Origin of the sequence: Lactococcus lactis, from assembly GCF_029023865.1 — a bacterium.
In the GTDB taxonomy this organism is placed as follows: Bacteria; Bacillota; Bacilli; order Lactobacillales; family Streptococcaceae; genus Lactococcus; species Lactococcus lactis.
In genome coordinates this window covers 1,852,565-1,877,337 of record NZ_CP118969.1, presented here as the reverse complement: position 1 = coordinate 1,877,337, position 24,773 = coordinate 1,852,565, and the positions used below count along the sequence as shown (strand labels likewise).

At 34.3% G+C, this 24,773-nt stretch carries 17 protein-coding genes and 1 pseudogene; all 18 read left to right on the top strand.

The annotated features are described in order from the left end of the window. Positions 1 to 2 precede the first annotated feature (2 nt). Positions 3 to 536, top strand: coding sequence for a P-loop NTPase family protein (locus PYW37_RS09275; protein WP_023188911.1), 534 nt, complete (start codon positions 3 to 5; stop codon positions 534 to 536). After that, positions 514 to 1,134, top strand: coding sequence for a ribonuclease M5 (gene rnmV, locus PYW37_RS09270; protein WP_023188910.1), 621 nt, complete (start codon positions 514 to 516; stop codon positions 1,132 to 1,134). Before PYW37_RS09275 ends, rnmV begins: the two co-directional genes overlap by 23 nt. Before the next feature lie 110 nt (positions 1,135 to 1,244). Further along, positions 1,245 to 2,129: a 16S rRNA (adenine(1518)-N(6)/adenine(1519)-N(6))-dimethyltransferase RsmA gene (gene rsmA, locus PYW37_RS09265; protein ID WP_023188909.1), complete on the top strand. Its 885-nt coding sequence runs from the start codon at positions 1,245 to 1,247 to the stop codon at positions 2,127 to 2,129. Between the two features lie 100 nt (positions 2,130 to 2,229). Then, complete coding sequence (locus PYW37_RS09260; protein WP_003129622.1) at positions 2,230 to 3,288, top strand: aminopeptidase P family protein; 1,059 nt, start codon at positions 2,230 to 2,232, stop codon at positions 3,286 to 3,288. A gap of 131 nt (positions 3,289 to 3,419) precedes the next feature. Then, the gene (gene efp / locus PYW37_RS09255; protein ID WP_003129623.1) at positions 3,420 to 3,977 is read left to right on the top strand and encodes an elongation factor P; all 558 of its coding nucleotides are present in this window, start codon (positions 3,420 to 3,422) and stop codon (positions 3,975 to 3,977) included. Between the two features lie 146 nt (positions 3,978 to 4,123). Then, on the top strand, positions 4,124 to 4,525 hold the full coding sequence (locus tag PYW37_RS09250; RefSeq protein WP_021722362.1) for an Asp23/Gls24 family envelope stress response protein: 402 nt from the start codon (positions 4,124 to 4,126) through the stop codon (positions 4,523 to 4,525). Next, positions 4,518 to 5,489, top strand: a complete 972-nt coding sequence (gene nusB, locus PYW37_RS09245; protein WP_023188908.1) for a transcription antitermination factor NusB — start codon at positions 4,518 to 4,520, stop codon at positions 5,487 to 5,489. Before PYW37_RS09250 ends, nusB begins: the two co-directional genes overlap by 8 nt. A 218-nt stretch (positions 5,490 to 5,707) precedes the next feature. Further along, positions 5,708 to 7,711, top strand: a complete 2,004-nt coding sequence (locus tag PYW37_RS09240) for a 4-alpha-glucanotransferase (protein WP_023188907.1) — start codon at positions 5,708 to 5,710, stop codon at positions 7,709 to 7,711. A gap of 100 nt (positions 7,712 to 7,811) precedes the next feature. Beyond that, positions 7,812 to 8,954 carry a glucose-1-phosphate adenylyltransferase gene (locus PYW37_RS09235; protein WP_023188906.1) on the top strand — a complete coding sequence of 381 codons (1,143 nt, stop codon included), beginning with the start codon at positions 7,812 to 7,814 and terminating at the stop codon, positions 8,952 to 8,954. Beyond that, complete coding sequence (glgD, locus tag PYW37_RS09230) at positions 8,944 to 10,083, top strand: glucose-1-phosphate adenylyltransferase subunit GlgD (RefSeq protein WP_025016852.1); 1,140 nt, start codon at positions 8,944 to 8,946, stop codon at positions 10,081 to 10,083. The genes PYW37_RS09235 and glgD overlap by 11 nt, the downstream gene beginning before the upstream one ends. 91 nt (positions 10,084 to 10,174) lie before the next feature. Continuing rightward, positions 10,175 to 11,611: a glycogen synthase GlgA gene (glgA, locus tag PYW37_RS09225; RefSeq protein WP_025016851.1), complete on the top strand. Its 1,437-nt coding sequence runs from the start codon at positions 10,175 to 10,177 to the stop codon at positions 11,609 to 11,611. Positions 11,612 to 11,699: 88 nt separating this feature from the next. Continuing rightward, the gene (locus PYW37_RS09220) at positions 11,700 to 14,102 is read left to right on the top strand and encodes a glycogen/starch/alpha-glucan phosphorylase (protein ID WP_025016850.1); all 2,403 of its coding nucleotides are present in this window, start codon (positions 11,700 to 11,702) and stop codon (positions 14,100 to 14,102) included. A gap of 89 nt (positions 14,103 to 14,191) precedes the next feature. After that, positions 14,192 to 15,994 (top strand): glycoside hydrolase family 13 protein, encoded by a 1,803-nt coding sequence (locus tag PYW37_RS09215; RefSeq protein ID WP_023188902.1) that lies wholly within the window; start codon positions 14,192 to 14,194, stop codon positions 15,992 to 15,994. A 225-nt stretch (positions 15,995 to 16,219) separates the two neighbouring features. Then, positions 16,220 to 17,715 (top strand): annotated as a pseudogene (locus PYW37_RS09210) (peptide MFS transporter). Positions 17,716 to 18,429: 714 nt separating this feature from the next. After that, positions 18,430 to 19,905 carry a cytochrome ubiquinol oxidase subunit I gene (locus PYW37_RS09205; protein WP_010905520.1) on the top strand — a complete coding sequence of 492 codons (1,476 nt, stop codon included), beginning with the start codon at positions 18,430 to 18,432 and terminating at the stop codon, positions 19,903 to 19,905. Beyond that, positions 19,905 to 20,900 carry a cytochrome d ubiquinol oxidase subunit II gene (gene cydB, locus PYW37_RS09200; RefSeq protein ID WP_023188901.1) on the top strand — a complete coding sequence of 332 codons (996 nt, stop codon included), beginning with the start codon at positions 19,905 to 19,907 and terminating at the stop codon, positions 20,898 to 20,900. The genes PYW37_RS09205 and cydB overlap by 1 nt, the downstream gene beginning before the upstream one ends. A 232-nt stretch (positions 20,901 to 21,132) precedes the next feature. After that, positions 21,133 to 22,995 carry a thiol reductant ABC exporter subunit CydD gene (cydD, locus tag PYW37_RS09195; RefSeq protein WP_025016754.1) on the top strand — a complete coding sequence of 621 codons (1,863 nt, stop codon included), beginning with the start codon at positions 21,133 to 21,135 and terminating at the stop codon, positions 22,993 to 22,995. Then, positions 22,995 to 24,716, top strand: a complete 1,722-nt coding sequence (gene cydC / locus PYW37_RS09190) for a thiol reductant ABC exporter subunit CydC (RefSeq protein ID WP_003129642.1) — start codon at positions 22,995 to 22,997, stop codon at positions 24,714 to 24,716. Before cydD ends, cydC begins: the two co-directional genes overlap by 1 nt. Positions 24,717 to 24,773 lie beyond the last annotated feature (57 nt).

Below are 24,773 nucleotides of genomic sequence, written 5' to 3'. Positions count from 1 at the left end.
TTATGAAAATTATGATTATTGGTAGTTCAGGAAGTGGTAAATCAACTTTTGCAAGAGAACTAGGAAAAATTACAAATTATCCTATTTTGCATTTAGATAAGGTTTTTCATAAATATCCAAGTGAAATTGCCAGAGAAAAGTTACGTGAGGCGACAAGAATTTTTATTTTCCAAAATGAAAATGTGATTATTGATGGAAATTACGGTTCAACTTTAGATGAGCGATTACCTTTTGCTGATGAAGTAATCTGGTTGAAGACACCCCGTTTAAAAACAACGTTTCGGGTGATTAAGCGCTCGATTAAGAGTCGTGTTTTTGGTAAAAATCGCCCAGATATTGCTGAAGAGTTTAAAGAAAAATGGGACAAAGAATATCTGGAATTTTTGAAATTTGTTTGGACCTTTCCTGAAAAAGAGTTTCCACAGATTGAGCAAAAAATAAAAGAATTTAATGCTGAAAGTAAAGTGATTATCCTTAAAAATCGAAAAGATAAAGAGAAATATTTAGCAAATTATGGTAGAAAAGCAAAAAATTAATGAAGTAATTGTGGTAGAGGGACGAGATGACACAGCCAATCTTAAGCGTTATTTTGACTGTGAGACCTATGAAACAGGAGGTTCATCTATTGATGACAGAGATTTAGAACGACTAAAGAGGTTAGAAGATAAGCGAGGAATTATTGTTTTTACTGATCCAGATTTCCAAGGAGAAAGAATTCGTAAAATCATAATGCAAGCCGTTCCAAATGCTAAACATGCGTTTTTAAATCGTGATGAGGCAAGACCTAAAGGAAAAGGTTCTTTAGGAGTTGAGCATGCAAATTTTGAAGCACTGAATCAGGCTTTGTCAGAAGTATTTGGTGGAGAAAAAGTTACTGATGAATTTGGAAGTGCTAAAACGCAAGGACTATCCTCTGACAGAAGTTCTGTCAGTAAAAAAGAAGTGCTGACAGAACTGACACAAACTGATTTAATGAGCTTTGGCTTAGTTATGGCCGCTGACAGTAGAAAACGTCGAGAATTTCTTTGTGAGCAACTCAGAATTGGTTATGCGAATGGAAAACAAATTAAGAAACGACTTAACATGTTTAAAATTACAAAAGAACAAATTGAAAATGTAATGAAGAATTACTGACAGAAGATAAATATCGCCGATAGAATACATCAATGGTTTCTGTCAGTAAAATTTACTGACAAAAACTGAATATCAGTTTTAAAATACATAAAAAGTAAAAGAAAGAAAAAATGACAGAAAATAACATAGACCGCATTTCCAATATTATCCGTACTCAGGACATTTTACGTCGCCATGATTTTAATTTTAAGAAAAAATTTGGACAAAATTTCCTGACAGACCATAATATTCTGACAAAAATTACTCAAACCGCTGTACTTTCAAAAGAAGTAAATGTCATTGAAATTGGCCCAGGTATTGGTTCGTTGACCCAATATTTATTGGAAGAAGCAGCTGAAGTGATGGCTTTTGAAATTGACAAATCTTTGATTCCAATTTTAGAAGAAACGATGGCACCTTACGATAATTTTACCTTGGTTTCGGCAGATATTTTGAAAGTTGATTTACTTTCAGAAATTCAAAAATTTAAAAATCCAAATTTACCAATCAAAGTGGTTGCGAATTTACCTTATTACATCACAACACCGATTTTGATGCATTTGATTGAAAGCAAAATTCCATTTTCAGAATTTGTGGTGATGATGCAAAAAGAAGTGGCAGACCGAATTGCTGCAAGTCCTAAAACGAAAGCTTACGGCTCATTATCAATTGCTGTTCAATATTATATGGAAGCAAGTGTAGCCTTTATTGTACCTCGAACTGTCTTTATTCCAGCACCAAATGTTGATTCAGCTATTTTGAAAATGGTTCGTCGTGAAGCACCATTGGTTGAAGTAGAAGATGAAGAATGGTTCTTTAAAACGATGCACAGCAGTTTTGTTCATCGTCGTAAAACATTGATGAATAATTTACAAGCAGCTTTTGGTAAAGAAAGTAAACCTGAAATTGAAAAATTATTGGCACAAGCAGAAATATCGCCAACAATTCGTGGTGAAGCCTTATCTATTGAAGAATTTGCTAAATTAGCTGATGCCCTACTTCCGCTTAAAAAATAAATTAAAAGGAAACGTTAACTCATGTTAGCGTTTTTGTGTTATCATGTAAGAAAATGAAGAAATATTTTAAAGTTTAATTCTTAATTTAAAGGAGAATAAAATGAGAATTGAAAAATTAAAAGCAAAAATGCTGACAGAAAATATTGATAGTTTATTGATTACTGATATGAAGAATATCTTTTATCTGACAGGATTTTCTGGAACCGCGGGCACAGTTTTTTTGACAGCGAAGCGAAATATTTTTATGACAGACAGCCGTTATAGTGAAATGGCGCGTGGATTGATTAGTGATTTTGAAATTATCGAAACAAGAGATCCAATAAGTTTACTGACAGACCTGTCAGCAAGTGAATCAATTAAAAATATAGCTTTTGAAGAAACAGTTGACTATGCTTTCTTTAAAAGACTTTCTGACGCCACTCCAGGATTAGAACTTTTAGCCACAAGTAATTTTGTTTTGGAATTGCGCCAATTTAAAGATGACACAGAGATTGATTTGATAAAAAAAGCCTGTGCAATTGCTGATGAAGCGTTTATGTCAGCTTTAAAATTCATTGAGCCGGGCCGAACTGAAATTGAAGTTGCTAATTTTCTTGATTTCAAAATGCGTGATTTAGAGGCGAGCGGAATTTCCTTCGAAACCATTGTTGCCTCAGGCAAGAGAAGTAGCTTGCCTCATGGCGTTGCGACCAGTAAAATGATTCAATTTGGTGATCCAGTGACCATTGATTTTGGTTGTTATTATGAACATTATGCTAGCGATATGACCAGAACAATTTTCGTGGGTTCTGTAGACGACAAGATGCGAACAATTTATGAAACCGTGCGTAAGGCTAATGAAGCACTTATCAAAGAAGTCAAAGCGGGAATGACTTATGCCGAATATGATAAGGTTCCGCGTACCGTCATTGAAGAAGCCAATTTTGGTCAGTATTTTACGCATGGAATTGGACATGGACTTGGTTTAGATGTTCATGAAATTCCTTATTTTAATCAATCAATGACAGAAAATCACTTGGAAGCTGGGATGGTTATTACAGATGAGCCAGGAATTTATATTCCTGAATTTGGTGGAGTCAGAATTGAAGATGACTTATTAGTGACAGAAAATGGCTGTGAAGTCTTAACAAAAGCCCCAAAAGAGCTTATCGTTATTTGAAAAAAGCAATAACTTGTGATAAAATAAGATGTTAAATCCTGTCATTTCACTTCTTTTGTGTACAAAAAAATTGCTGACAAAAGAAAAATGACAGAATATCTAAATTTATAAATACTAGGAGAAACATAAACATGGTTTTAGCAAAAGACCTTAAATCAGGCATGACATTTTTGAATGGGGAAAAACTTCTCCGCGTTATGGAAGCAAGTCATCACAAACCAGGTAAAGGGAATACAATCATGCGTATGAAACTTAAAGACGTACGCTCAGGTTCAACTTTTGATGACACTTACCGTCCTGAAGATAAGTTTGAACAAGCTGTTATTGAAACTGTAACAGCACAATACCTCTACTCAATGGATGGTATTGCTAATTTCATGAACAATGAAACTTACGAACAATATGAAATTCCAGTAGAACAAGTTAAAGATGAACTTCTTTATGTTCTTGAAAATACAGATGTTAAAATTCAATTCTACGGTACAGAAGTAATTGGTATTCAACTTCCAACAACAGTTGTTCTTGAAGTTACTGAAACACAACCATCTATTAAAGGTGCAACAGTAACAGGTTCTGGTAAACCAGCAACTATGGAAACTGGTCTTGTTGTTAACGTTCCTGATTTCGTTGAAGCTGGAACAAAACTTGAAATCAACACACAAACAGGTGAATACTTGAAACGTGCTTAATTAAGTACGATTACTGAAAAAAGTTACTGACAGCCTTTTGTCAGTAACTTTATGAAGTTTAAAGACTTCGTCAGTAAAGAAAATTCATTTTGTAAGTGAAATTTTTCCAATTGGAAAAATTTGCAAAGACAAAAGGAGAAATCAAAATGGCAGAAAAAACTGTACATTCTGAAGAACTTGGGGATATCGTCATTGCCCCTGAAGTTCTTGAAGTAATTATCGGTATTACAACAGCCAAAATCGATGGGGTACACGCCCTTCGTAACAAACGTTTTTCAGACCGCCTTGGTAAGAAAAATGAAGGCCGTGGTGTTTATATTGACTCAAAAGATGATAAAGTAGCTGTTGATATATATGTGTACCTTACTTACGGTGTAAGCCTACCAGCCGTTGCTACAAAAATCCAAAAAGAAGTGAAAGAAGCAGTTGCCCAAGCTACTGAGATTATTGTTGATGAAGTCAATATCCACGTTGTCGGAATTATGACTGAAAAACAACCAAAACCAGCGCTTGAAGACTTGTTTGATGAGGGATTTTTTGATGCCTAAGACGCTCACTCAACACCAGATTCGTCAACGAGCGGTCCAGGTCTTATTTTCTTATGCTGTCCAAAAAGAAATGGCAACAAATGTCGTAAGCTCTTTTAGAGAAAACGTCGAGAAATTAGAAGAAGAACTTTCTCAAACTATTCGTTTTGATGTTGATTTTCGTGATGAACGAATTACTGTTCGTAAATTTCCAAAAGGACTTTCTCAACCTTTAGAAGCCATTTATGAAATTTATGAAATTCTTGGACTTAAAGATATCGAGAAAACAACGGTTGCTAAAGCTCTTGCTTTCATGCGAGATTTTGGTGGTTACGCTAAGAAAATGAATGAATATGAAGCAACAAATTTATTTGTTGGTGTCATGGCAAATTTGAAATTGATTCGTTTGTTCCAAATTGAACTTGATGAAGAACCTGTTGCGCCAAAAGTTCTAGAATTTTTCAAAAATCTTCCAGATAATGCGACAGCTGAACAATCTCTTGAAACTTTCCAAAAAACCTTCTCATTCCTTCATGAAAATGTTCTTGAAAAATATACAAGTGATTTATTCACTCCAAGCACTTTAAAAGAAGAACTTGATGAACAATTAGCACAAGCAGAAAATAATGCTCAATCACAATTGTCAGAGCTTTTGAAAAATACAAAACGCTTTGTTCTCAATTATGACAATGATCGTCCAGAAGATCTTGAAGCTCCTGAATACTTTACACAACTTGTTGATGGAGTTTTAGAAAAAAAAGAAGATTTGGAAGCAAATGTTTCTAAATATTTGGCAAAAACTTGGTCATTTTCACGTTTGACTCTTGTTGAACAAGCAATCCTTCAAGTTTCTAGTTATGAAATATTATATACAGAAACACCTGATGTTGTTGCGGTCAATGAAGCAGTTGAGCTTTCAAAAGACTTTAGTGATGAAAAATCAAGCCGATTCATTAATGGTGTATTAACTAACTTCTTAAAATAAAATTAATAAAAAAGTTACCGATAATTTTATCTGTAGCTTTTTTTTTTTATTACGTTTTTCTAGCTTTTGTAATTAATGAGTTATCTTATTTAACATTACTTATTAATTTTCTGAAAAATCACACTAAATATTGGTATATTTTTTTTAAAAGATATATAATAAAAGAAAACATTTTCTTTTGCGATTCTACACTATTTTTAGAGAATTAAGGAGTAAAAATGCTCACCAATAATTTTTCAATTGAACCTTACGGAAAAAAAGCTTACCATACAGGGATAGCAGTTCCAGTTTTTTCACTAAGAACTGAAAACTCAAGTGGGGTAGGGCAATTTTCAGATTTGAAAGAGTTAGCCGATTTTGCCCACCGTTCTGGGATGGACATCATTCAATTATTACCAATTAATGATACCAGTACTTTTATGGACTGGCGTGATTCATATCCTTATCGTGCCATTTCTGTTTTTGCATTGCATCCAATTTATTTAGATATTCACATCTTTTGGGATTCTTACACAAAAATTCAACAAGAAAAGCTTCTCATCGCGGAATTAGAATTAAATGCTTTAGAAAAAATAGATTATGAAAAAGCATTAGCCTTAAAATGGGAATATGCTGAAATTATTTATCAAAACTCAGCTCATAAATTTAAAGCAAGCAAAGATTATCAGCAATTTTATCAGCAAAATGAGGATTGGTTAAAGGCCTATGCGGCATTTTCGTATTTAAGAGATATCAATCAAAGTGCTAATTTTATGAATTGGGGAAAGTATGCCACTTATGGTGAAGATTTCTTTGAAAAGTTAACTTCAGAAAGTAATCAATTGGATTTGTATATCTTTGTGCAATACCTTTTGCATTATCAACTTTCAGAAGCCGTTGACTATTGTCATCAATTAGGAATTGCACTAAAAGGAGATATCGCAATTGGAATTGCTCATGATTCCGTAGACGCTTGGACTCATCCAGAACTTTTTCATCTTGATAAACAAGCTGGCGCTCCTCCTGATATTTTTGCTGTAAATGGACAAAATTGGGGCTTTCCAACCTACAATTGGAAAAAAATGGCCGAAGATGGTTATGCATGGTGGAAAAAACGGTTAACAGCCATGTCTAATTATTTTGATGCTTATCGGCTGGACCATATTCTTGGTTTCTTTAGAATATGGCAGATGCCAGAGGATTCCGTAAGAGGTTTATTGGGCCAATTTTCACCAGCTATTGCCTTGTCAGCAGAAGAAATTGAAAATAACTATGGTATTCCATTAAGGCAATGGGGCCTCGAGCGGTTTATTAATCCTTTCATCAAGGATTGGGTAATTGATGAAATTTTTGGCCGAGATAATCGAGATTGGATTATTCAAACATTTCTGGATTATATAGGTAATGGAAATTATACATTTCAAAATGAGTATAATAACCAGAAAAAAGTAGAAAAAGCTCAATTAGAAGATTGGGTGCGAGAAGGACTTTATAAATTACATGAAAATATAATATTATTAAAAGATGATGAGAATCCAGAGAAATATCATCCACGTATTTCTTTAATACAAACAATCAGCTTTCGAGAATTTGGTGATGACTATAAAGGACGGCTTGAAAAACTTTATAATGACTATTTTTATGGAAGGAATTATGAATTTTGGAAAGAAAAGGCCTATGAAAAATTACCAGTTTTAAAAGATGCTACGAATATGTTGGCTTGTGGTGAAGATTTAGGAATGGTTCCCGCCAATGTACCAGATGTCATGAATCATCTTAATATTCTACGTTTGATAATTGAGAGAATGCCTTCAGATAATCGATTTGTCAGTCCTTTAAACGAAGTTCCCTATTTATCGGTCCTAACGACTTCAAGTCACGATACAAGTCCACTAAGAGCTTGGTGGGAAGAAAATCATGAGGAAATTCAACGTTACTACAATGAAGTCATGGGTTGGTATGGCGAAGCTCCTTATTATGCAAGTGCAGAAATTATCCAAGAGATAGTTAAAAGGCATTTAAACTCCAATGCGATGATGGTTATCTTACCTATTCAAGATTGGTTAGCAATGAGTGAACAATTGCGAAAAGAAGATGCAAAATCCGAACAAATTAATATTCCAGCAAATCCATACCATTACTGGAATTACCGATTGCATTGTCAACTTGAAACATTGATTGATAATCAGGATTGGACTGAATTTTTAAAGAAATTTATCAAAGAAAGTAAAAGGGCCTATTAAATTTCAAAGTAAATCATTTTGAATTAGAAAGTGTAAATTATAAAATAATAATAAATATGTAAAAAAACAAAAATTTTGTGAAAAAAATGGAGGTTTCATTATGGCAATTGAAATGCTTGGTCTTATTCTTGCTGGTGGTCAAGGGACGCGTTTAGGTAAATTGACAAAAGATGTTGCAAAACCTGCTGTTCCTTTTGGAGGTCGTTATCGTATCATTGATTTTGCCTTATCAAATTGTGCAAATTCCAATGTAAAAAATGTTGGCGTCATTACTCAGTACCAACCTTTAACTCTAAATGCTCATATTGGAAATGGAGCACCATGGGGGTTAAATGGAGTCAATAGTGGAGTCACTATTCTCCAACCCTATTCTTCACAAGAAGGTTCTAAATGGTTTGAAGGAACCTCTCACGCTGTTTATCAAAATATCTCTTATATTGACCAGCAAAATCCAGAATATGTTCTCATTCTCTCGGGAGATCATATTTATAAAATGGATTATGAAGCCATGTTAGAAAGCCATAAAGAACGTGAAGCTAGTTTAACAGTTTCGGTGATGGAAGTTCCACTTGAAGAAGCAAGCCGTTTTGGAATCATGAACACCGATGATAATGACCGAATTATTGAATTTGAAGAAAAACCTAAAGAACCAAAATCAAATCTTGCTTCAATGGGAATCTATATTTTCAATTGGAAAAGGCTTCGTGAAGTTCTTGTGAATGGTTACTCGAAAGGAAATCCAATGGAAGATTTCGGTGGAGATGTTATCCCGGCTTATATTGAAGCTGGGGAAAATGTGTTCGCTTACCGCTTTAAGGGATATTGGAAAGACGTTGGAACCATTGATTCTCTTCATCAATCCAGTATGGAATTTCTTGATTTAAATAATGAACTAAATATTACAGATAAATCTTGGCGGATTTATTCACATAATGATATTTCAGCTCCACAGTTTATCACAGAAAAATCCAATGTAAAAAATGCACTTGTTGGTGATGGCTGTTACGTTGATGGAACAGTTGTTCATTCAATCCTTTCACAGAATGTCCATGTTCAAGAAGGAACAGTGATAGAGGACAGTTTCATTATGTCTGGGACATTTATTGGGGAAAACGTTACAATCAAAAATGCAATCATTGGTGAAAATGCAAAAATTGGTGATAATGTAGAAATAATCGGTGAAAATGAAGTCGCAGTGATTGGTCACGGAGAAATTAAAGGAGAAAATAAAAATGAACAATAGTAATAAAATGGCAGCAATCCTCTCAAATATTTCTTCAAGCAAACACTTAAGCCCCCTAACAGAGGTTCGTCCAATCGCTACTCTTCCTTTTGATTGTAAATATCGTTTGATTGATTTTCCATTGTCATCATTATCAAATGCCCATGTAGATAATATTTTTATGACCTTTAATGAAGGAGAAACGCAATCTGTTTTTGACCATCTAGGTTCAGGTGGCGAATGGGGCTTGGATGGCTTTAATAGTCGTTACTTTGTCTATATTCAACAAGATTTTGACCGTTTAAGGGAACAAGGTAAGGATTATTTTGCTCAACAGTTAAATTTTTTGCGTAAATCTAAAGCACCATATACAGTTCTTTTGGGCAGTAAATTTATTTGTAATGTCGATTTAACGGCTGTTCTTAAAATACATAAATTGGCAGGTAAGGAAATAACCACCGTTTATAAAAAAGTTTCTCCAGATTTAGCAAGTGAGTATGATACTATTCTTCGTTTTGATGAATCAGGGAAAATGAGTAACTGTTATGTTAATCAATTAGAAAATCCCCAAGAAAAAGAAGCCCTTTGTTTGAATCTCTTTATCTTGAACACCGATTGGTTGATTAATTTTATAAAAGAGATGCAAGATATAGGAGAATTGACTTCAATTGCCCGTCTCATTCGTGTTTATATGAAGAACTATGATGTGAATACTTATGAATACACAGGTTATATGAGTAATATCACTAATATTAAGTCATTTTATGATGCCAATATGGTCATGCTCGACCCCCAAAATTTTACCTCTCTTTTATATAGTAGCCAACCTGTTTATACTAAGATTAAAAATGAAGTTCCCACTTATTTTTCTGAGAATAGTAAAGTGGAGAATAGTCAATTAGGTTCTGGTTGTATTATCAATGGTAAAGTAAAAAATTCTCTCATTTCTCGTGGAGTTAAGATTCAAGATGATGCCTTAATTGAAGAATCATTAGTTTTTACCAACTCTGAAGTTAAAAGTGGCGCTCAAGTTAAATTTGCCATCATTGATAAAGGAGTGGTTGTCGAAAATAATGTCAAAATTATTGGTAGTTCAGAAAAACCAGTAGTGATTCCTAAAGGAACAGTTGTTACCGCAGATATCTTATAGAAGACAAATGACGCTGATAATATTTATCGGCGTTCTTGAATAAAATTCAAAAAAAGAATTATATTTTAAAGAGGAAATGAAAGAGAGAAAAATGAAAGTTTTATTTGCATCAAGTGAATGTGCCCCCTTTTTTAAGACGGGAGGACTTGGAGATGTAGCTGGAGCACTGCCCAAAGAATTGGCTAAAAAAAGTGAGATAGATTCAGTTGCTGTGATCCTTCCTTATTTTAAGAATGAAATGAAAGAAGAATATCGTTCACTTTTAAAAGATGAATTTTATGATTTTGTTGATGTTGGTTGGCGACACGAATATGTTGGAGTTAAAAGTCTAGAAAAAGAGGGTGTGAAGTATTATTTTCTAGATAATGAACATTATTTTGGTAGGGGACAACTCTATGGTTATGGCGATGATGGAGAGCGCTTTGCCTTTTTTGACTTGGCTCTTTGCCAACTCTTAGAAAAGTTAGATTTCATTCCAGATGTTTTGCATGTCAATGATTGGCAGACTGCAATGGTTCCCTTTTTACTTAAAGAAAAATACAACTGGATTAAGGCCTATGAAAAAATTAAAACAGTACTGACCATTCATAATATTGAATTTCAAGGCTTGATGCATGGAGATGCTTTAAGTGAGCTTTTTGGTATGGGAATGGAGCGCTATTTTGAAGGAGTGGTCCGTCATAATGGTATGCTAAATATGCTCAAAACAGGAATTTTATATGCGGATCGGGTTAATACAGTTTCGCCAACTTACGCTAAGGAAATCCAGACCTCAGAATTTGGTTGTGGTTTAGAATCGATTTTGCAATATGTAGATGGAAAAGTTTCTGGAATTTTAAATGGGATAGATTATGATATCTATAATCCTGAAAATGATATATTAATTCCTTACCATTTCAGCGAGGAAGAGCTTTCTGGTAAAGGTCAAATGAAAGCAGAACTCCAAAAGCGAACAGGATTACCATTGAATCCAAATGTTCCATTGATTGGGATGGTCTCCCGTTTAACGAATCAAAAAGGATTTGATTTAGTTTTGAGTCAGTTGGAAAAAGTATTGGAAGAAAATGTTCAAATTGTCCTACTAGGAACAGGTTTCCCTGAAATTGAAGAAGGTTTTAGAGATTTTTCTCAAAAATATCCAGATAAGTTGTCAGCAAATATTGCATTTGACCTTCAATTTGCTCAGGAAATTTATGCTGGTTCTGATTTCTTCTTGATGCCATCTGCTTTTGAACCTTGTGGCCTATCACAGATGATTGCAATGAGATATGGAACTTTACCAATCGTTCATGAAATTGGTGGTTTGAAAGATACTGTGATTCCATTTAATCCTATTAGCAAAGAAGGAACAGGATTTGGTTTTGTTGATTTTGAAGGACAGATTTTATTGGAGACGATTAATCGTGCACTTGAAGTTTATGGAAAAGAACCAGAAGTCTTAAATAAAATGGTTTTATCAGCAATGAGTAAAGATTTTTCTTGGGGAACGAAGGCTCAACAATACATTGAACTCTATCAAGAATTATAAAATCTCGCAAACGATTGCGCTTGCGATTAAATTGTGGTAGAATTCATTTTAAAATAAAAGATGTTTGAGAATAATAAAGGAGCGACGATTGAAACTTTCTAAAAAACAATTTAAGCAAGATTTCGAAGAGCGTCTAACTTCAAAATTTGCGACTGACCTGACAAAAGCAGGTTATCAAGAAATTTATGATGCATTGGCATCTGTTGTGAAACATTACTATGCTAATATTTGGGTAGCCGATAATCAATATAAGGATGAAACTGGAAAAAAACAAGCATATTATTTTTCGATTGAATTTTTACCAGGAAAAATGCTTAAATCAAATTTACTTAACTTAGGTATTTTAAATACCGTTCGAGAAGGGTTAAATGATTTTGGAATTGAACTGGATGAGGTTGCTAAGATAGAACCAGATATGGCCATTGGAAATGGAGGTTTGGGGCGCTTAGCTAGCTGTTTCATGGATTCTTTAGCTTCAACGGGGCTTCCAGGAAATGGAAATGGCATTCGCTATCGGTATGGATTATTCAAACAAAAAATAGTAGATGGTTACCAAGTAGAATTACCTGATTCTTGGCTAAATAATGGGAATCCTTGGGAAGTACGTAGAGCAGACAAAGCAGTTGAAGTAACATTTGGTGGTGAAGTTTGGTTAGAAGATGATGGAAAAGGAAATCTTATTCCTCATTATAAGGATCAGGAACGTGTTCTAGCTGTTCCATATGATACGCCCATGGTTGGTTTTGAAAATACAACGGTCAATAATATGTGTCTGTGGCGCTCAGAAGTGCCAGAGGAATTAGACCCTAAATTTCAAAATTTGGATTATATGCGACAAACTTCGATGCTCTCTGCTGAACTTTATCCAGATGATTCTAATTATGATGGGCGACTTTTACGTTTGAAGCAAGAATATTTCTTTGTTTCTGCTGGACTTCAACGAATTTTGCACCACTATAAAGGAACACAAAAAAAAGATATTCGAAAAATTGGGGATTATATTGCTGTCCATATTAATGATACGCATCCTGCACTTTGTGTTCCAGAATTCATGCGCCTTTTAGTTGATGAATATGGAGTGGGCTGGAATCGAGCTTGGGATACAACCCTTAAGGTAATGTCTTATACCAATCATACAATTTTATCGGAAGCTTTGGAAAAGTGGCCAGAAGAGATGATTAAACAACTTTTGCCCCGAATTTATCAAATTATTGTGGAGATTGACCGGAGACGTACGGCTGAGTTGCTTCCTAAGGTGGGTGCAACGCTGGTGCATAATACGAGAATTATCAAAGATGGACAAATTCATATGGCCAACTTGTCAATCATTGGTTCACATTCAACCAATGGCGTAGCCAAATTGCATTCTGATTTATTAAAGGATGTTGAACTTCATGATTTCTATGAAATTTATCCTGAACGTTTTAATAATAAGACAAATGGAATTGCTGACCGTCGTTGGATTCAGATTGCAAATGAACGCTTGTCTGGAATTATTGATGAAACAATTGGTAAAACATGGCGTCATGATTTAGATGAATTGAAGCTGCTGAAAAATTTTAAAAATGATGAAAAAACACTTGAACAACTTCAAAAAGCTAAATTTGATGACAAGCTACGATTGGCTGCGGTGATTAAAGAACAAAATGGAATTACGGTTAATCCTGATGCGATTTTTGATGTTCAAGTAAAACGGCTGCATGCTTATAAGCGACAATTGTTAAATGCTTTGCATATTCTAAAATTATATTTTGATTTGAAAGATAATCCGGAATTAGATATGGTTCCTCGAGTATTTATTTTCGGGGCAAAAGCGGCTCCTTCATATCATTATGCTAAATCTATCATTAAAGTAATTAACGAAATAGCAAATATGATTAATAATGATCAAACGATTAAAGATAAACTCAAAGTTGTCTTTATGGAAAATTATAATGTAAGTTTGGCGGAAGTGATTATCCCAGCAGCCAATGTTGGAGAACAAATTTCTTTGGCCTCTAAAGAGGCATCTGGAACTTCAAATATGAAGTTTATGCTAAATGGTGCTTTAACCATTGGAACACTTGATGGCGCAAATATTGAAATTTTTGAAGCGGCAGGGGATGGAAATAATTTTGTTTTTGGGCTGACTAAGGATGAAGTTTATGAATATTATCGCAATGGTAATTATAATGCGCATGATATTTATGAGCAAAATCCAGTAGTTAATCGAATTTTGAATGCCTTAATTGACGGAACGGTGCCAAATATTAAAAGTGAAGGTCGCGAAATTTTTGATTCGCTCACCGTTTATAATGATGAATATTTTGTACTTCGTGATTTTAATGATTATGTTCGGGCACAAGCTGAACTTGAAAAACTTTACCGTGACCAAAAAGCATGGACTCAAGCAAGTTTAATGAATATTGCCAATGTGGGACGTTTTAGTTCTGACCGAACAGTTAGGGAATATGCTGATGACATTTGGTATATAAAGGCTAAAAAAGAATGAAGAAATTTACTGACAGAAATTTTTGTTACTGACAGAGTAAATTTTAGGAGCCTTTAGCCTTAAGTGTTAATAAAGGAAATGAGAATTAGATGTATTATTATAATCCGTGGAATTTAGATTATAAACAACCTTTTGGGGCCATCAAGGTTGGAAACTCAATGAACTTGAGTTTTACAACTGACCGACCTTCTGTACTTGTGACATGTGTAATTCGACGTGATTTTGGAAAACGTTATGAATTTTCTATGACCAAAGATTCAGGCGGGAATTTTAGAGTTACCATTCCTTTTGATGAAGAGTCAGGACTTTACTTTTATCATTTTGAAATAGTCGAGTCTTCGGATTTGGGAGAAACTAGGCGATTTTATGGTTGTTCTGGCATAGGAGGAGAGGGACTTCTATATACTGATGAAAATGATGTTAAACCTTATCAGCTGACTGTATTTGAAAAAGAAGACCAAGCTCCCAGCTGGTATCGTGAAGCAGTTTTCTATCAAATTTTCCCAGATCGTTTCTATAATGGAAATGAAAATGGTCAAATCAATCATCCAAAACCCAATTCTTTTATCTATGGAAGAAAAACGGATAGTCCTTTTTATGTTAAAGAAGAAAATGGTGATATTGCACGTTGGGATTTTTTCGGTGGAAATTTAAGAGGAATTATTAAAAAAATTCCTTACTTAAAAGAACTGGGAATCAATGCGATTTATCTTAATCCCATTTTTTCCGGTATAAGTAACCATCGCTATGATACGAATGATTACCTAAAAATTGATTCAATGCTAGGTAGGCAGGAAGATTTTGAAGAATTGATTCAGTTGCTTCATCAAGAAAAAATGCATTTGATTTTGGATGGTGTTTTTTCTCATGTAGGAAAAAACTCGCTTTATTTCAATATTAATGGTGATTATGGCGATGATGAGGGAGCAGCTAAAAATCCTGATTCACCTTATTTTGATTGGTTTAAATTTGAAAATTATCCTTTTGAGTATAAATCTTGGTGGGGAATTAAAGATTTGCCTGAAATAGACAAAGATAATGATTCTTTTCGCAATTTTATTTATGGTGAGAAAAATTCTGTTTTAGCTAAATGGAATGACTTGGGTATTGATGGTTGGCGTCTGGATGTTGCTGATGAACTCCCTGATTCATTTATTAAAGGAATTCGAGAAAATCTTGACTCTTATTCAGATAAGATATTGATTGGTGAAATTTGGGAAGATGCTTCCAACAAAATTTCTTATGGAAAAAGAAGAAATTATATTCTGGGTGGAAGTTTGCAAGCTGCTATGAATTATCCGTTTCGTGATTTAATTATTAATTTATTAAATGGTCATCGTTCTAGTCAAGATGTCGCTCATCAATTGATGACTTTGCAAGAGAATTATCCTAAAGATATTTTTTATAATAATTTAAACAATCTAGGGACTCATGATACTGAACGAATTTTGACAATGATTGGAGAAAAGAATTTGTCAGTAGCGTTAGCAATGCTTTTTGTATTACCAGGAATTCCTTGTATTTACTATGGAGATGAAGCAGGATTGTCAGGTGGAAAAGACCCTGACAATCGTAAATATTTTCCTTGGGATAACATTTCACCCAATGTTTACAATGTTTATAAAAGTTGGACGCAAAAACGTCTGTCAGAAAATAGCTTGAAATATGGAGAGTTTTCAACTTTTTTTACTGACAGGTTGTTAGGAATATTGCGATATACAGATTCAGAAGTTTTTGTTGAACTCATTAATCCGAGTGAAGATGAGCTTAATATAGAAGTTCAAGAAATTACTTTTTTACAAAATCTGAAATTCTTACCAGAATTAAAAAAATTACTGACAGAAAAAGTGATTAGTGGAAAAACAAATTTAGAATTAAAGATGAAAATTTAAAACTTGCTAATGCAAGTTTTTTTACTGACAGATTTATTTGTCAGTAAAAAATGATAAAAACTATATTTTTTAGCTAAATCTTATTTTAGAAAAGAAGAAAATATAAATAAATATCTATGAAATTTTGTTATTGTCCCTCTTTTTCCCGCGTTTTTCAAAGAATCTGTATAGGCAAAATTGTTTGACAACTTGACAAGTTGTATAGAAAACTTTATAATATAATCTATGCAAAACTTAAACAAAACAGAAAAAACATTTTTCGGTCAACCTCGCGGCCTATTGACGCTTTTTCAGACTGAGTTCTGGGAGCGTTTTTCTTACTATGGGATGCGTGCCATTCTGGTTTATTACCTCTATGCATTGACAACTGCTGACAACGCAGGTTTAGGACTTCCTAAAGCTCAAGCAATGGCGATTGTAAGTATCTATGGTGCACTCTTGTCTATCTTTCAACAATTGTTGGAGGGTGGGTTGCTGACCGCTTGTTGGGCGCTTCGCGCACAATCTTCCTTGGTGGAATTTTAATCACTTTGGGACACATCGCTTTAGCAACACCATTTGGTTTATCTTCACTGTTCGTGGCATTATTCTTAATTATCTTGGGAACAGGGATGCTTAAACCGAATATTTCAAATATGGTTGGACATCTTTATTCTAAAGATGACTCACGTCGTGACACTGGATTCAATATCTTTGTTGTCGGAATTAACATGGGTTCTCTGATTGCTCCATTGATTGTTGGGACAGTTGGACAAGGCGTGAATTATCACTTAGGATTCTCACTTGCAGCTATCGGTATGATTTTTGCATTATTTGCTTATTGGTATGGACGTCTTCGTCACTTCCCAGAAATTGGACGCGAGCCTTCAAATCCAATGGATTCAAAAGCAACACGTAATTTTCTTATTACATTGACAATTGTTGTTATTGTCGCAATTATTGGTTTCTTCTTACTTTATCAAGCAAGTCCAGCTAATTTCATTAATAACTTCATTAATGTTTTATCAATTATCGGTATTGTTGTTCCAATTATTTATTTCGTAATGATGTTTACCTCTAAAAAGGTAGAATCAGATGAACGTCGTAAATTAACAGCATATATTCCTTTGTTCCTTTCTGCTATTGTCTTTTGGGCAATTGAAGAACAAAGTTCTACAATTATTGCGGTTTGGGGAGAATCACGTTCTAATTTGGACCCAACTTGGTTTGGAATTACTTTCCATATTGACCCTTCTTGGTATCAATTATTGAACCCGCTCTTCATCGTTCTCTTGTCACCTATCTTTGTTCGTCTTTGGAATAAATTGGGTGAACGTCAACCTTCAACAATTGTAAAATTTGGTCTTGGTTTGATGTTGACAGGGATTTCTTATTTGATTATGACACTTCCAGGTCTCTTGAACGGAACTTCTGGTCGTGCAAGTGCTCTTTGGTTAGTATTGATGTTTGCTGTCCAAATGGCAGGTGAATTACTTGTTTCACCAGTTGGATTATCAGTTTCAACAAAATTAGCTCCAGTTGCTTTCCAATCACAAATGATGGCGATGTGGTTCTTGGCAGATTCAACTTCACAAGCAATCAATGCTCAAATTACACCACTCTTTAAAGCAGCAACAGAAGTTCACTTCTTTGCGATTACTGGTATTATTGGTATTATCGTGGGAATTATCCTCCTTATTGTCAAAAAACCTATTTTGAAATTAATGGGAGATGTTCGTTAATTAGTAATTAATAAAACCTATCTTTAATGATAGGTTTTTTGTATTTTAAAAACTATAGAAGTGTCTGAAAAGTTACACTTGTTAAAAGTCTTTTACAAATCAATCGTTTTTATCTGCGCTTACATTATGATAAAATATAGTGTAACGTGATTTTAAATTATTTGCAGATGTTAGTGCCTTTGGTTAAAAGGCCAAAGACATTCACAAATGCTAAAATAAAGTATGAAATCACTTATTTACAAATAAAACTTATAGAGGATAGAGGTGAGAAGCAAAGCTATTTTTATTCGAAAACTCGCAGTTACTCTGTTATTAAAAATATAAAATTCAAAGTAAGGATACTCAAGCACGGTCATCCATTAAAAGTGGTTGACTAAGAAATATGAGTTTACTAAAAACTTTGAACATTTTGTGTTTGAAAAGATACTGAGAAGAGGCCTGTAGAAAAAATAATTATTGTTTTTCTGTTGCTAAATTAATAAATAAATTGATAAGAAATAGTGAAAAGTTATAGATTTACGATTAGAACTGATATTTTTAATTATTAATTATTATTGAAAAATCTTGTTAACTTTAAAAATTCTCTTATTTTATTTATTAATAAAATAAATATTTTTATTAAACCAAGGACAAAATTAGTCTTAGATAAAAATATTTTTAAAATTAGTCTATATCTATTTGATATATAGTAAATAAAAAATAAGGAGATAAACAATGTTTACCATTGAAACTCTCGCACGCTTTCAGTTTGCGATGACGACAATCTTCCACTTTTTCTTTGTACCACTTTCTGTCGGAATGGTTCTCATGACAGCGATCATGGAAACTATCTATGTGAAAACTGGTGATGAAAAATGGAAAAAACGGACGAAATTTTTTGGATCAATTATGCTCTTATCCTTTGCAGTAGGGGTCGTAACTGGTATTATCCAAGAATTTCAATTTGGAATGAACTGGTCAGATTATTCCCGCTATGTTGGTGATATATTTGGCGCACCTTTAGCCGTTGAGGCCTTACTTGCCTTCTTCTTGGAATCTACATTCCTTGGAGTATGGATGTTTGGTTGGGATAAATTGGGTAAGAAATTGCACAATGCAACACTTTGGATTGTATTTGTTGGGACCTTCTTATCATCTTTATGGATTTTAGCGGCAAACTCATGGATGCAAAATCCAGTGGGATATGAAGTTAAAGGTGGACGAGCAACATTAACAAGTTTCTCTGCCCTTTTGACAAATCCTCAAACTATTTTGGAATTTAGCCACGTGGCAACAGGTTTCCTTGTAACTGGTGGTTTTGTGGTTGCTGGTATTTCAGCTTATCAAATTCTTAAAAATCGTGAAATTGATATGTTTAAACCAGTTTTACGTTTAGGACTTTTAGTAGCTCTAATCGGTGCAGTTGGTAACTTTGTTGCTGGTGACCAACAAATGATTGAAGTTAAAAACTCTCAACCTATGAAATTTGCTGCAACTGAAGGGGTTTATGAAACAACACCTGACCCTGCGGCTTGGGATATGGTTGCCTTCTTTAATGAAGCTGACCACAAAGAAGTATTTGGAATTCAAATTCCTTATATGCTTTCAATTCTGACTTATCACCGTCCAAGCGGTTCGGTTGAAGGGATGAATGAAATTAACGCTCAACTTCAAAAGAAATATCCTGATGTAGCTAAAGAAATTGGCGGAAATTTCTTCCCACCAGTAACGGTTCTCTTCTGGACTTTCCGGATTATGGCCGGTCTATCAATGTTAATGATTTTACTTTCTGCTCTGGGGCTATTTTGGACTAGAAAGAAAAAACCAAGTCTATATGAAAATAAATTTGGCTTACAAGTTTATCGTTGGATGCTATTTGCACCTTTCCTTGCGATTACCTCAGGTTGGTTAGTTACTGAACTTGGTCGTTATCCTTGGACAGTTTATGGTTTATTTACAATCAAAGATTCAGTTTCACCAAATGTTTCTGTCGGTTCACTTTTATTCTCAAATATCGTCTATTTCTTCCTGTTCTGTTTCCTTGGTGCTGTAATGGTTTACTTTACGCTTCAAAGAATGAAACAAGGAGTAGAAGGAGCGGAAACAGCTTATGTTTCTTTAGATTCATTTAGTCAAGAAAATTTTGCTTCTTCATCAAAAGAAGATAGTGAAATTCAAAAAGAAACTGATGAGAAAGGGGTGGATAAATAATGACTGGATTACAACTTTTTTGGTTTATTATTGTTGGAGTATTATTTAGTGGCTTTTTCTTCCTCGAAGGTTTTGACTACGGTGTAGGAATGAGTGCAATCACAATTGCCAAGGACAAACGTGAGGTTGAACAAGCTATCGGATCAATTGGCCCAGTTTGGGATTTGAATGAAGTTTGGTTATTAACTGCCGGTGGGGCAATGTTTGCTTCATTCCCTTATTGGTATGCTTCATTGTTCTCTGGTTTCTATCTTATTCTATTTTTGATTTTAGTAGGTTTGATTTTCCGGGGAGTAACATTTGAATTTCGTCATCACTCACATACGGAAAAAGGAAAAATGCTCTGGACAAAAGTTTTGGGCGTTGCAAGTTTTGCTATTCCATTTCTCTTTGGATTGATGTTTACAAGTATGATTCAAGGCGTTCCAATGGATGCTAAAGGAAATGTGACTGCTACTTTTACTACTTACGTTAACTTTTTGTCAGTCGTTGGTGGTGTTGCTGTAACGCTCTTAGCTTGGCTTCATGGCTTAAATTATTTAGCTTTGAAAACAGAGGGAGCTTTGCGTGAGAGAGCTGCAAAGATAGCTAATATCCTCTATTTTGTTCTTTATGCTGGTGAAGTTGTATTTGCTGTATTGCTAGCTATTTTCACTGATTTCTTTGAAAAACATTTTATTGGAACTTTAGTTTTACTTGCTTTGATTGTTATTCTAACTCTTGTGGCACATTTATCTGTTCGTGCAGGAAAAGAAATGTCTGCTTTCTTGGCTTCAGGTTTGACTTTCATTGCCCTTGTTGCATTGATTTTCCAAGGGATTTTCCCACGTGTAATGATTGCAACTAACCCTGCTCACAGTATTTTGATTAAAAATGCTAGTTCAACAGGCTATACTTTGAAAACAATGACGATCATTACTCTGGTTATCTTACCATTTGTACTCATCTATATGGGCTGGACCTATTTCATTTTCAGAAAAAGAATTAAAAAATAAAACATGAAAATAACTGGTTGAACCAGTTATTTTCAGATTAGTTTGTAAATTGATATAATTAATTAAGACAACTACATATTATGGTCAGGAAAATTTTTCTGACCTAAATTTTTTAGAAAGGAACTGAGGAATTTTATTTTACTGACAGAAATTCTATGAGCAGATTTTAGGAACTGTCAGCTTTGTTGGTAAGTTCTGTCAGTAAAATATTATCTCATCAGTAACTTTAAACATGATTGATAAATCTCTTTTTGAACTGCCAGGTGTAAGAAGAATGTTTCCGATATTGGGGATTCTGGCAGTTTTTCAATTCATTGCAATTGCTGGTCAAGCTTTATTTCTAGCTACTGCGATTACTAAGCTTTGGCAAGGACAATTATTTTCTCATACCATTCCTTGGGTTTTGGGCTTTTTTGCTTGCTTTTTGAGCCGTGAAATTATTAATTTTGGTCGTTCAAAGGCTCTGGATAAACTTGCTTACCAATTAGCAACAAAATTGCGGGGGGATATGTTGGATAAATTTTTCCGACTTGGTCCAGTTGCTATTGCTAATTTAGGTTCGGGCTCAGCTGCAACAACAGTAATCACAGGAATTGATCAGGTTAAAAATTATATTAAATTGGTCCTATCCAAAGTCTTAAATATGATGATCATCCCAATGTTAATTTTGATTCCAGTGTATTTTCTTGATTGGCAAAGTGGAATTGTGTTAACTTTGACATTTCCTTTTGCAATTATTTTTATGATTCTATTGGGATACGCAGCACAAGGACGTGCTGAACGTCAATATAAAACTTTCCAATATTTATCAAATCACTTTTTAGATTCATTGCGTGGAATTTCTACATTGAAATATTTTGGATTGTCTAAAGATTACTCAAATTCAATTTATAAAACTTCTGAAGACTTTCGTAAAGAAACGATGGGCGCATTGAGAATTGCTATGCTTTCAACCTTTGCCCTTGATTTTTTTGCAAGTCTTTCGGTTGCTGTTGTCGCACTTTTTTTGGGACTTCGGTTAATGAGCGGTGATATTTTACTTTTTCCAGCTTTAGCGGCTCTAATTTTAGCGCCAGAATATTTCCTTCCACTGCGTGATTTTGCAAGTGATTATCATGCGACGCTTAATGGAAAAAATGCTTTGGCAGCTGTTAATGAAGTTCTATCAACTGAGGAAAATACTTTGTCAGTACTTACAGAAAAAGTAACTTGGAGTGCAAATTCACAACTTCAACTGACAGAGTTAGGAAAAATTTATGACACAGGGCGTGGAATCTCAAATGTTAATCTGTCAGTAAATGGCTTTAAAAAAATTGCCATTGTCGGAAATTCAGGTTCTGGTAAATCAACATTGCTTTCAATGCTGGCTGGATTTCTAAAACCAACAGCTGGTGAAATTAAACTAAATGAGCAAAGTTTGACTTCTTTAACTGACGAAAACTATCGTCAGTCAGTTCAATTCATTCCACAAAAGACTTATATTTTTGCAGGAACTTTTCGTGAAAATTTAGCTTTTTACGAACCTGATTCTACTGATGACGAAATCAAAGCAGCAGCAAAACTTGCTGGTTTAGAAAGTCTTATCGATGAAATTGGTCTTGATGGACAAATTGGGGCCAGTGGCCGTACAATTTCAGGGGGACAGGCTCAACGTGTTGCATTAGCCAGAGCATTTTTAAGTCATACCCGCAATATTTTGTTTCTTGATGAACCGACAGCTCATCTGGACATTGAAACCGAATTAGAAATTAAAGCAAATATTTTACCTTTACTTGAAAATAAACTTGTTTTCATTGCTACTCATCGTCTTCATTGGCTTTCATCAATGGATTTGGTCATTGTATTAAACGAGGGACAGGTCGCAGGAATTGGAACTCCTGAACAACTATTATCTGAAAATACTTACTATCAAAAATTACTTAGTCAGATGCGTGGGGTTGATGATGACAAAAATTTATTAGACAATGAAACGAGCGAATCAGTAAAGGACCAAGAAGAAAAAGAATCTGAGAGGTCAAACTTTTCGTCAGTAAATGATAAATCTACTGACAGCTCTGTCAGCCAAGCTTCGTCAGATAATGGGGGTCAGAAATAATGAAATTAAAAAATATTTTGTTCGGTAATGACTGGATTTCTCCATTTTTGAAAAAAAATCGTTCAGGCTTTATTCTATCTATTTTCTTAGGAACGATTACAATTTCGATGGCGGGACTTTTGATGTTCAGCTCAGGATATGTCATTTCTAAATCAGCAACAAAACCAGAAAATATTTTAATGATTTATGTTCCAGTTCTCTTTGTACGTATTTTTGGGATTGGACGACCAGTGATGCATTATGTCGAAAGATTAACTTCTCATAATTGGATTTTAAAAATCACAAGTCTCTTACGAAAAAAACTCTATTTGCGACTGGAAAAAACGGCCGTTACATTAGCAGATCGTTACCGTTTAGGTGACTTATTGGGTGTTCTTAATGAAGATATTGGAAATCTACAAGACCTCTTTTTGAGAACATTATTTCCAGTTTTAATTGCTGGAAGTTTATCGATTGCTCTAATTATTGCTGGAGGATTTTTCTCACTTTGGTTTGCTTTAGGTTTAGCGCTCTTCTTAGGATTTTTGATTGTTATCTTGCCATTAATTTCTTTGAAATTCACAGTAAAATTAGATGAAGAACTCAAAATTTATCGCAATCAACTTTTTTCTCATTTGACAGATGATATTTTAGGATTACAAGATTGGGTGCTTTCAGGACGAAAAGAAGATTTTCTGACAGCTTATCGAGGTTCTGAATTATCTGCTAGAAAAATTCAAGCCAAACTATTAGCTTTCGGACGTAGAAGAAATTTATTTTTACAAGTTGTCTATGGCGCATTAGTGATCTATTTGATGATTTGGTCTTCTGGTGCCTTAAGATTGGGAGACGCGCCTAATTATATTGCGGCAGTTAGTCTTGCTGCCTTCCCTTTATTTGATGCTTTTTCTCCTTTGTCTGATGCGGTGGTTGAAACGCAACGTTATGGCGATTCAATCAATCGTTTAAATGACTTACCAGACCAAGACGAAGAAGTAAGGACTGAGGAAATTGTTTCTACAGATTTAGTCATCAATAATCTCCAATTTTCATTTGAAGAAAATAAAAAAATCTTTGATAATTTTAATTTAGAAGTTAAACAAGGAGAACATATCGCTCTATTGGGACGTTCAGGTGTGGGTAAATCAACACTTGCCGGATTAATCAGAGGAGATTTAGTTCCCCAAAGTGGAAGTATTCAATTTTCTGGTGTTGAGCCATCTAAAGCTAAAAATGTTGAAGAAAAAATTGGTGTCATTAATCAATCCCCTTATCTTTTTGCGACAAGCCTTCGTTCTAATTTGACTTTGGCGAAACTCAATGCCAGTGATGCTGAAATTTGGGAAGCTCTTGAATTAGTTGGCCTCCGTAAAATGGTTGAATCATTACCTCAAAAACTTCTGACACCAGTAGATGAAGCGGGAGAACGATTCTCTGGTGGAGAACGTCAACGCTTAGCCTTGGCACGGGTTCTTTTATCAGATGTTGATGTTGTAATTCTTGATGAACCAACTGTATCACTTGACCCAATCACAGAAAATCAACTCTTAAGTCTCTTTTTTGAACAGCTCCGTGATAAATCAATTATTTTTATTACTCATCATTTATTAGGTGTTCATCATATGGACCGAGTTCTATTTTTAGAAAATGGCTCGATTAAATTTGATGGGAAACCCGCGTCATTACTGGAGAATAATCCAACATTTAAGGAACTTTATCAACTTGATTTAGGAAATGAATAATATAAAAAATCAGTCTGTGGGCTGATTTTTTTAATTTAGTTAGTTTTTGTGTTGACA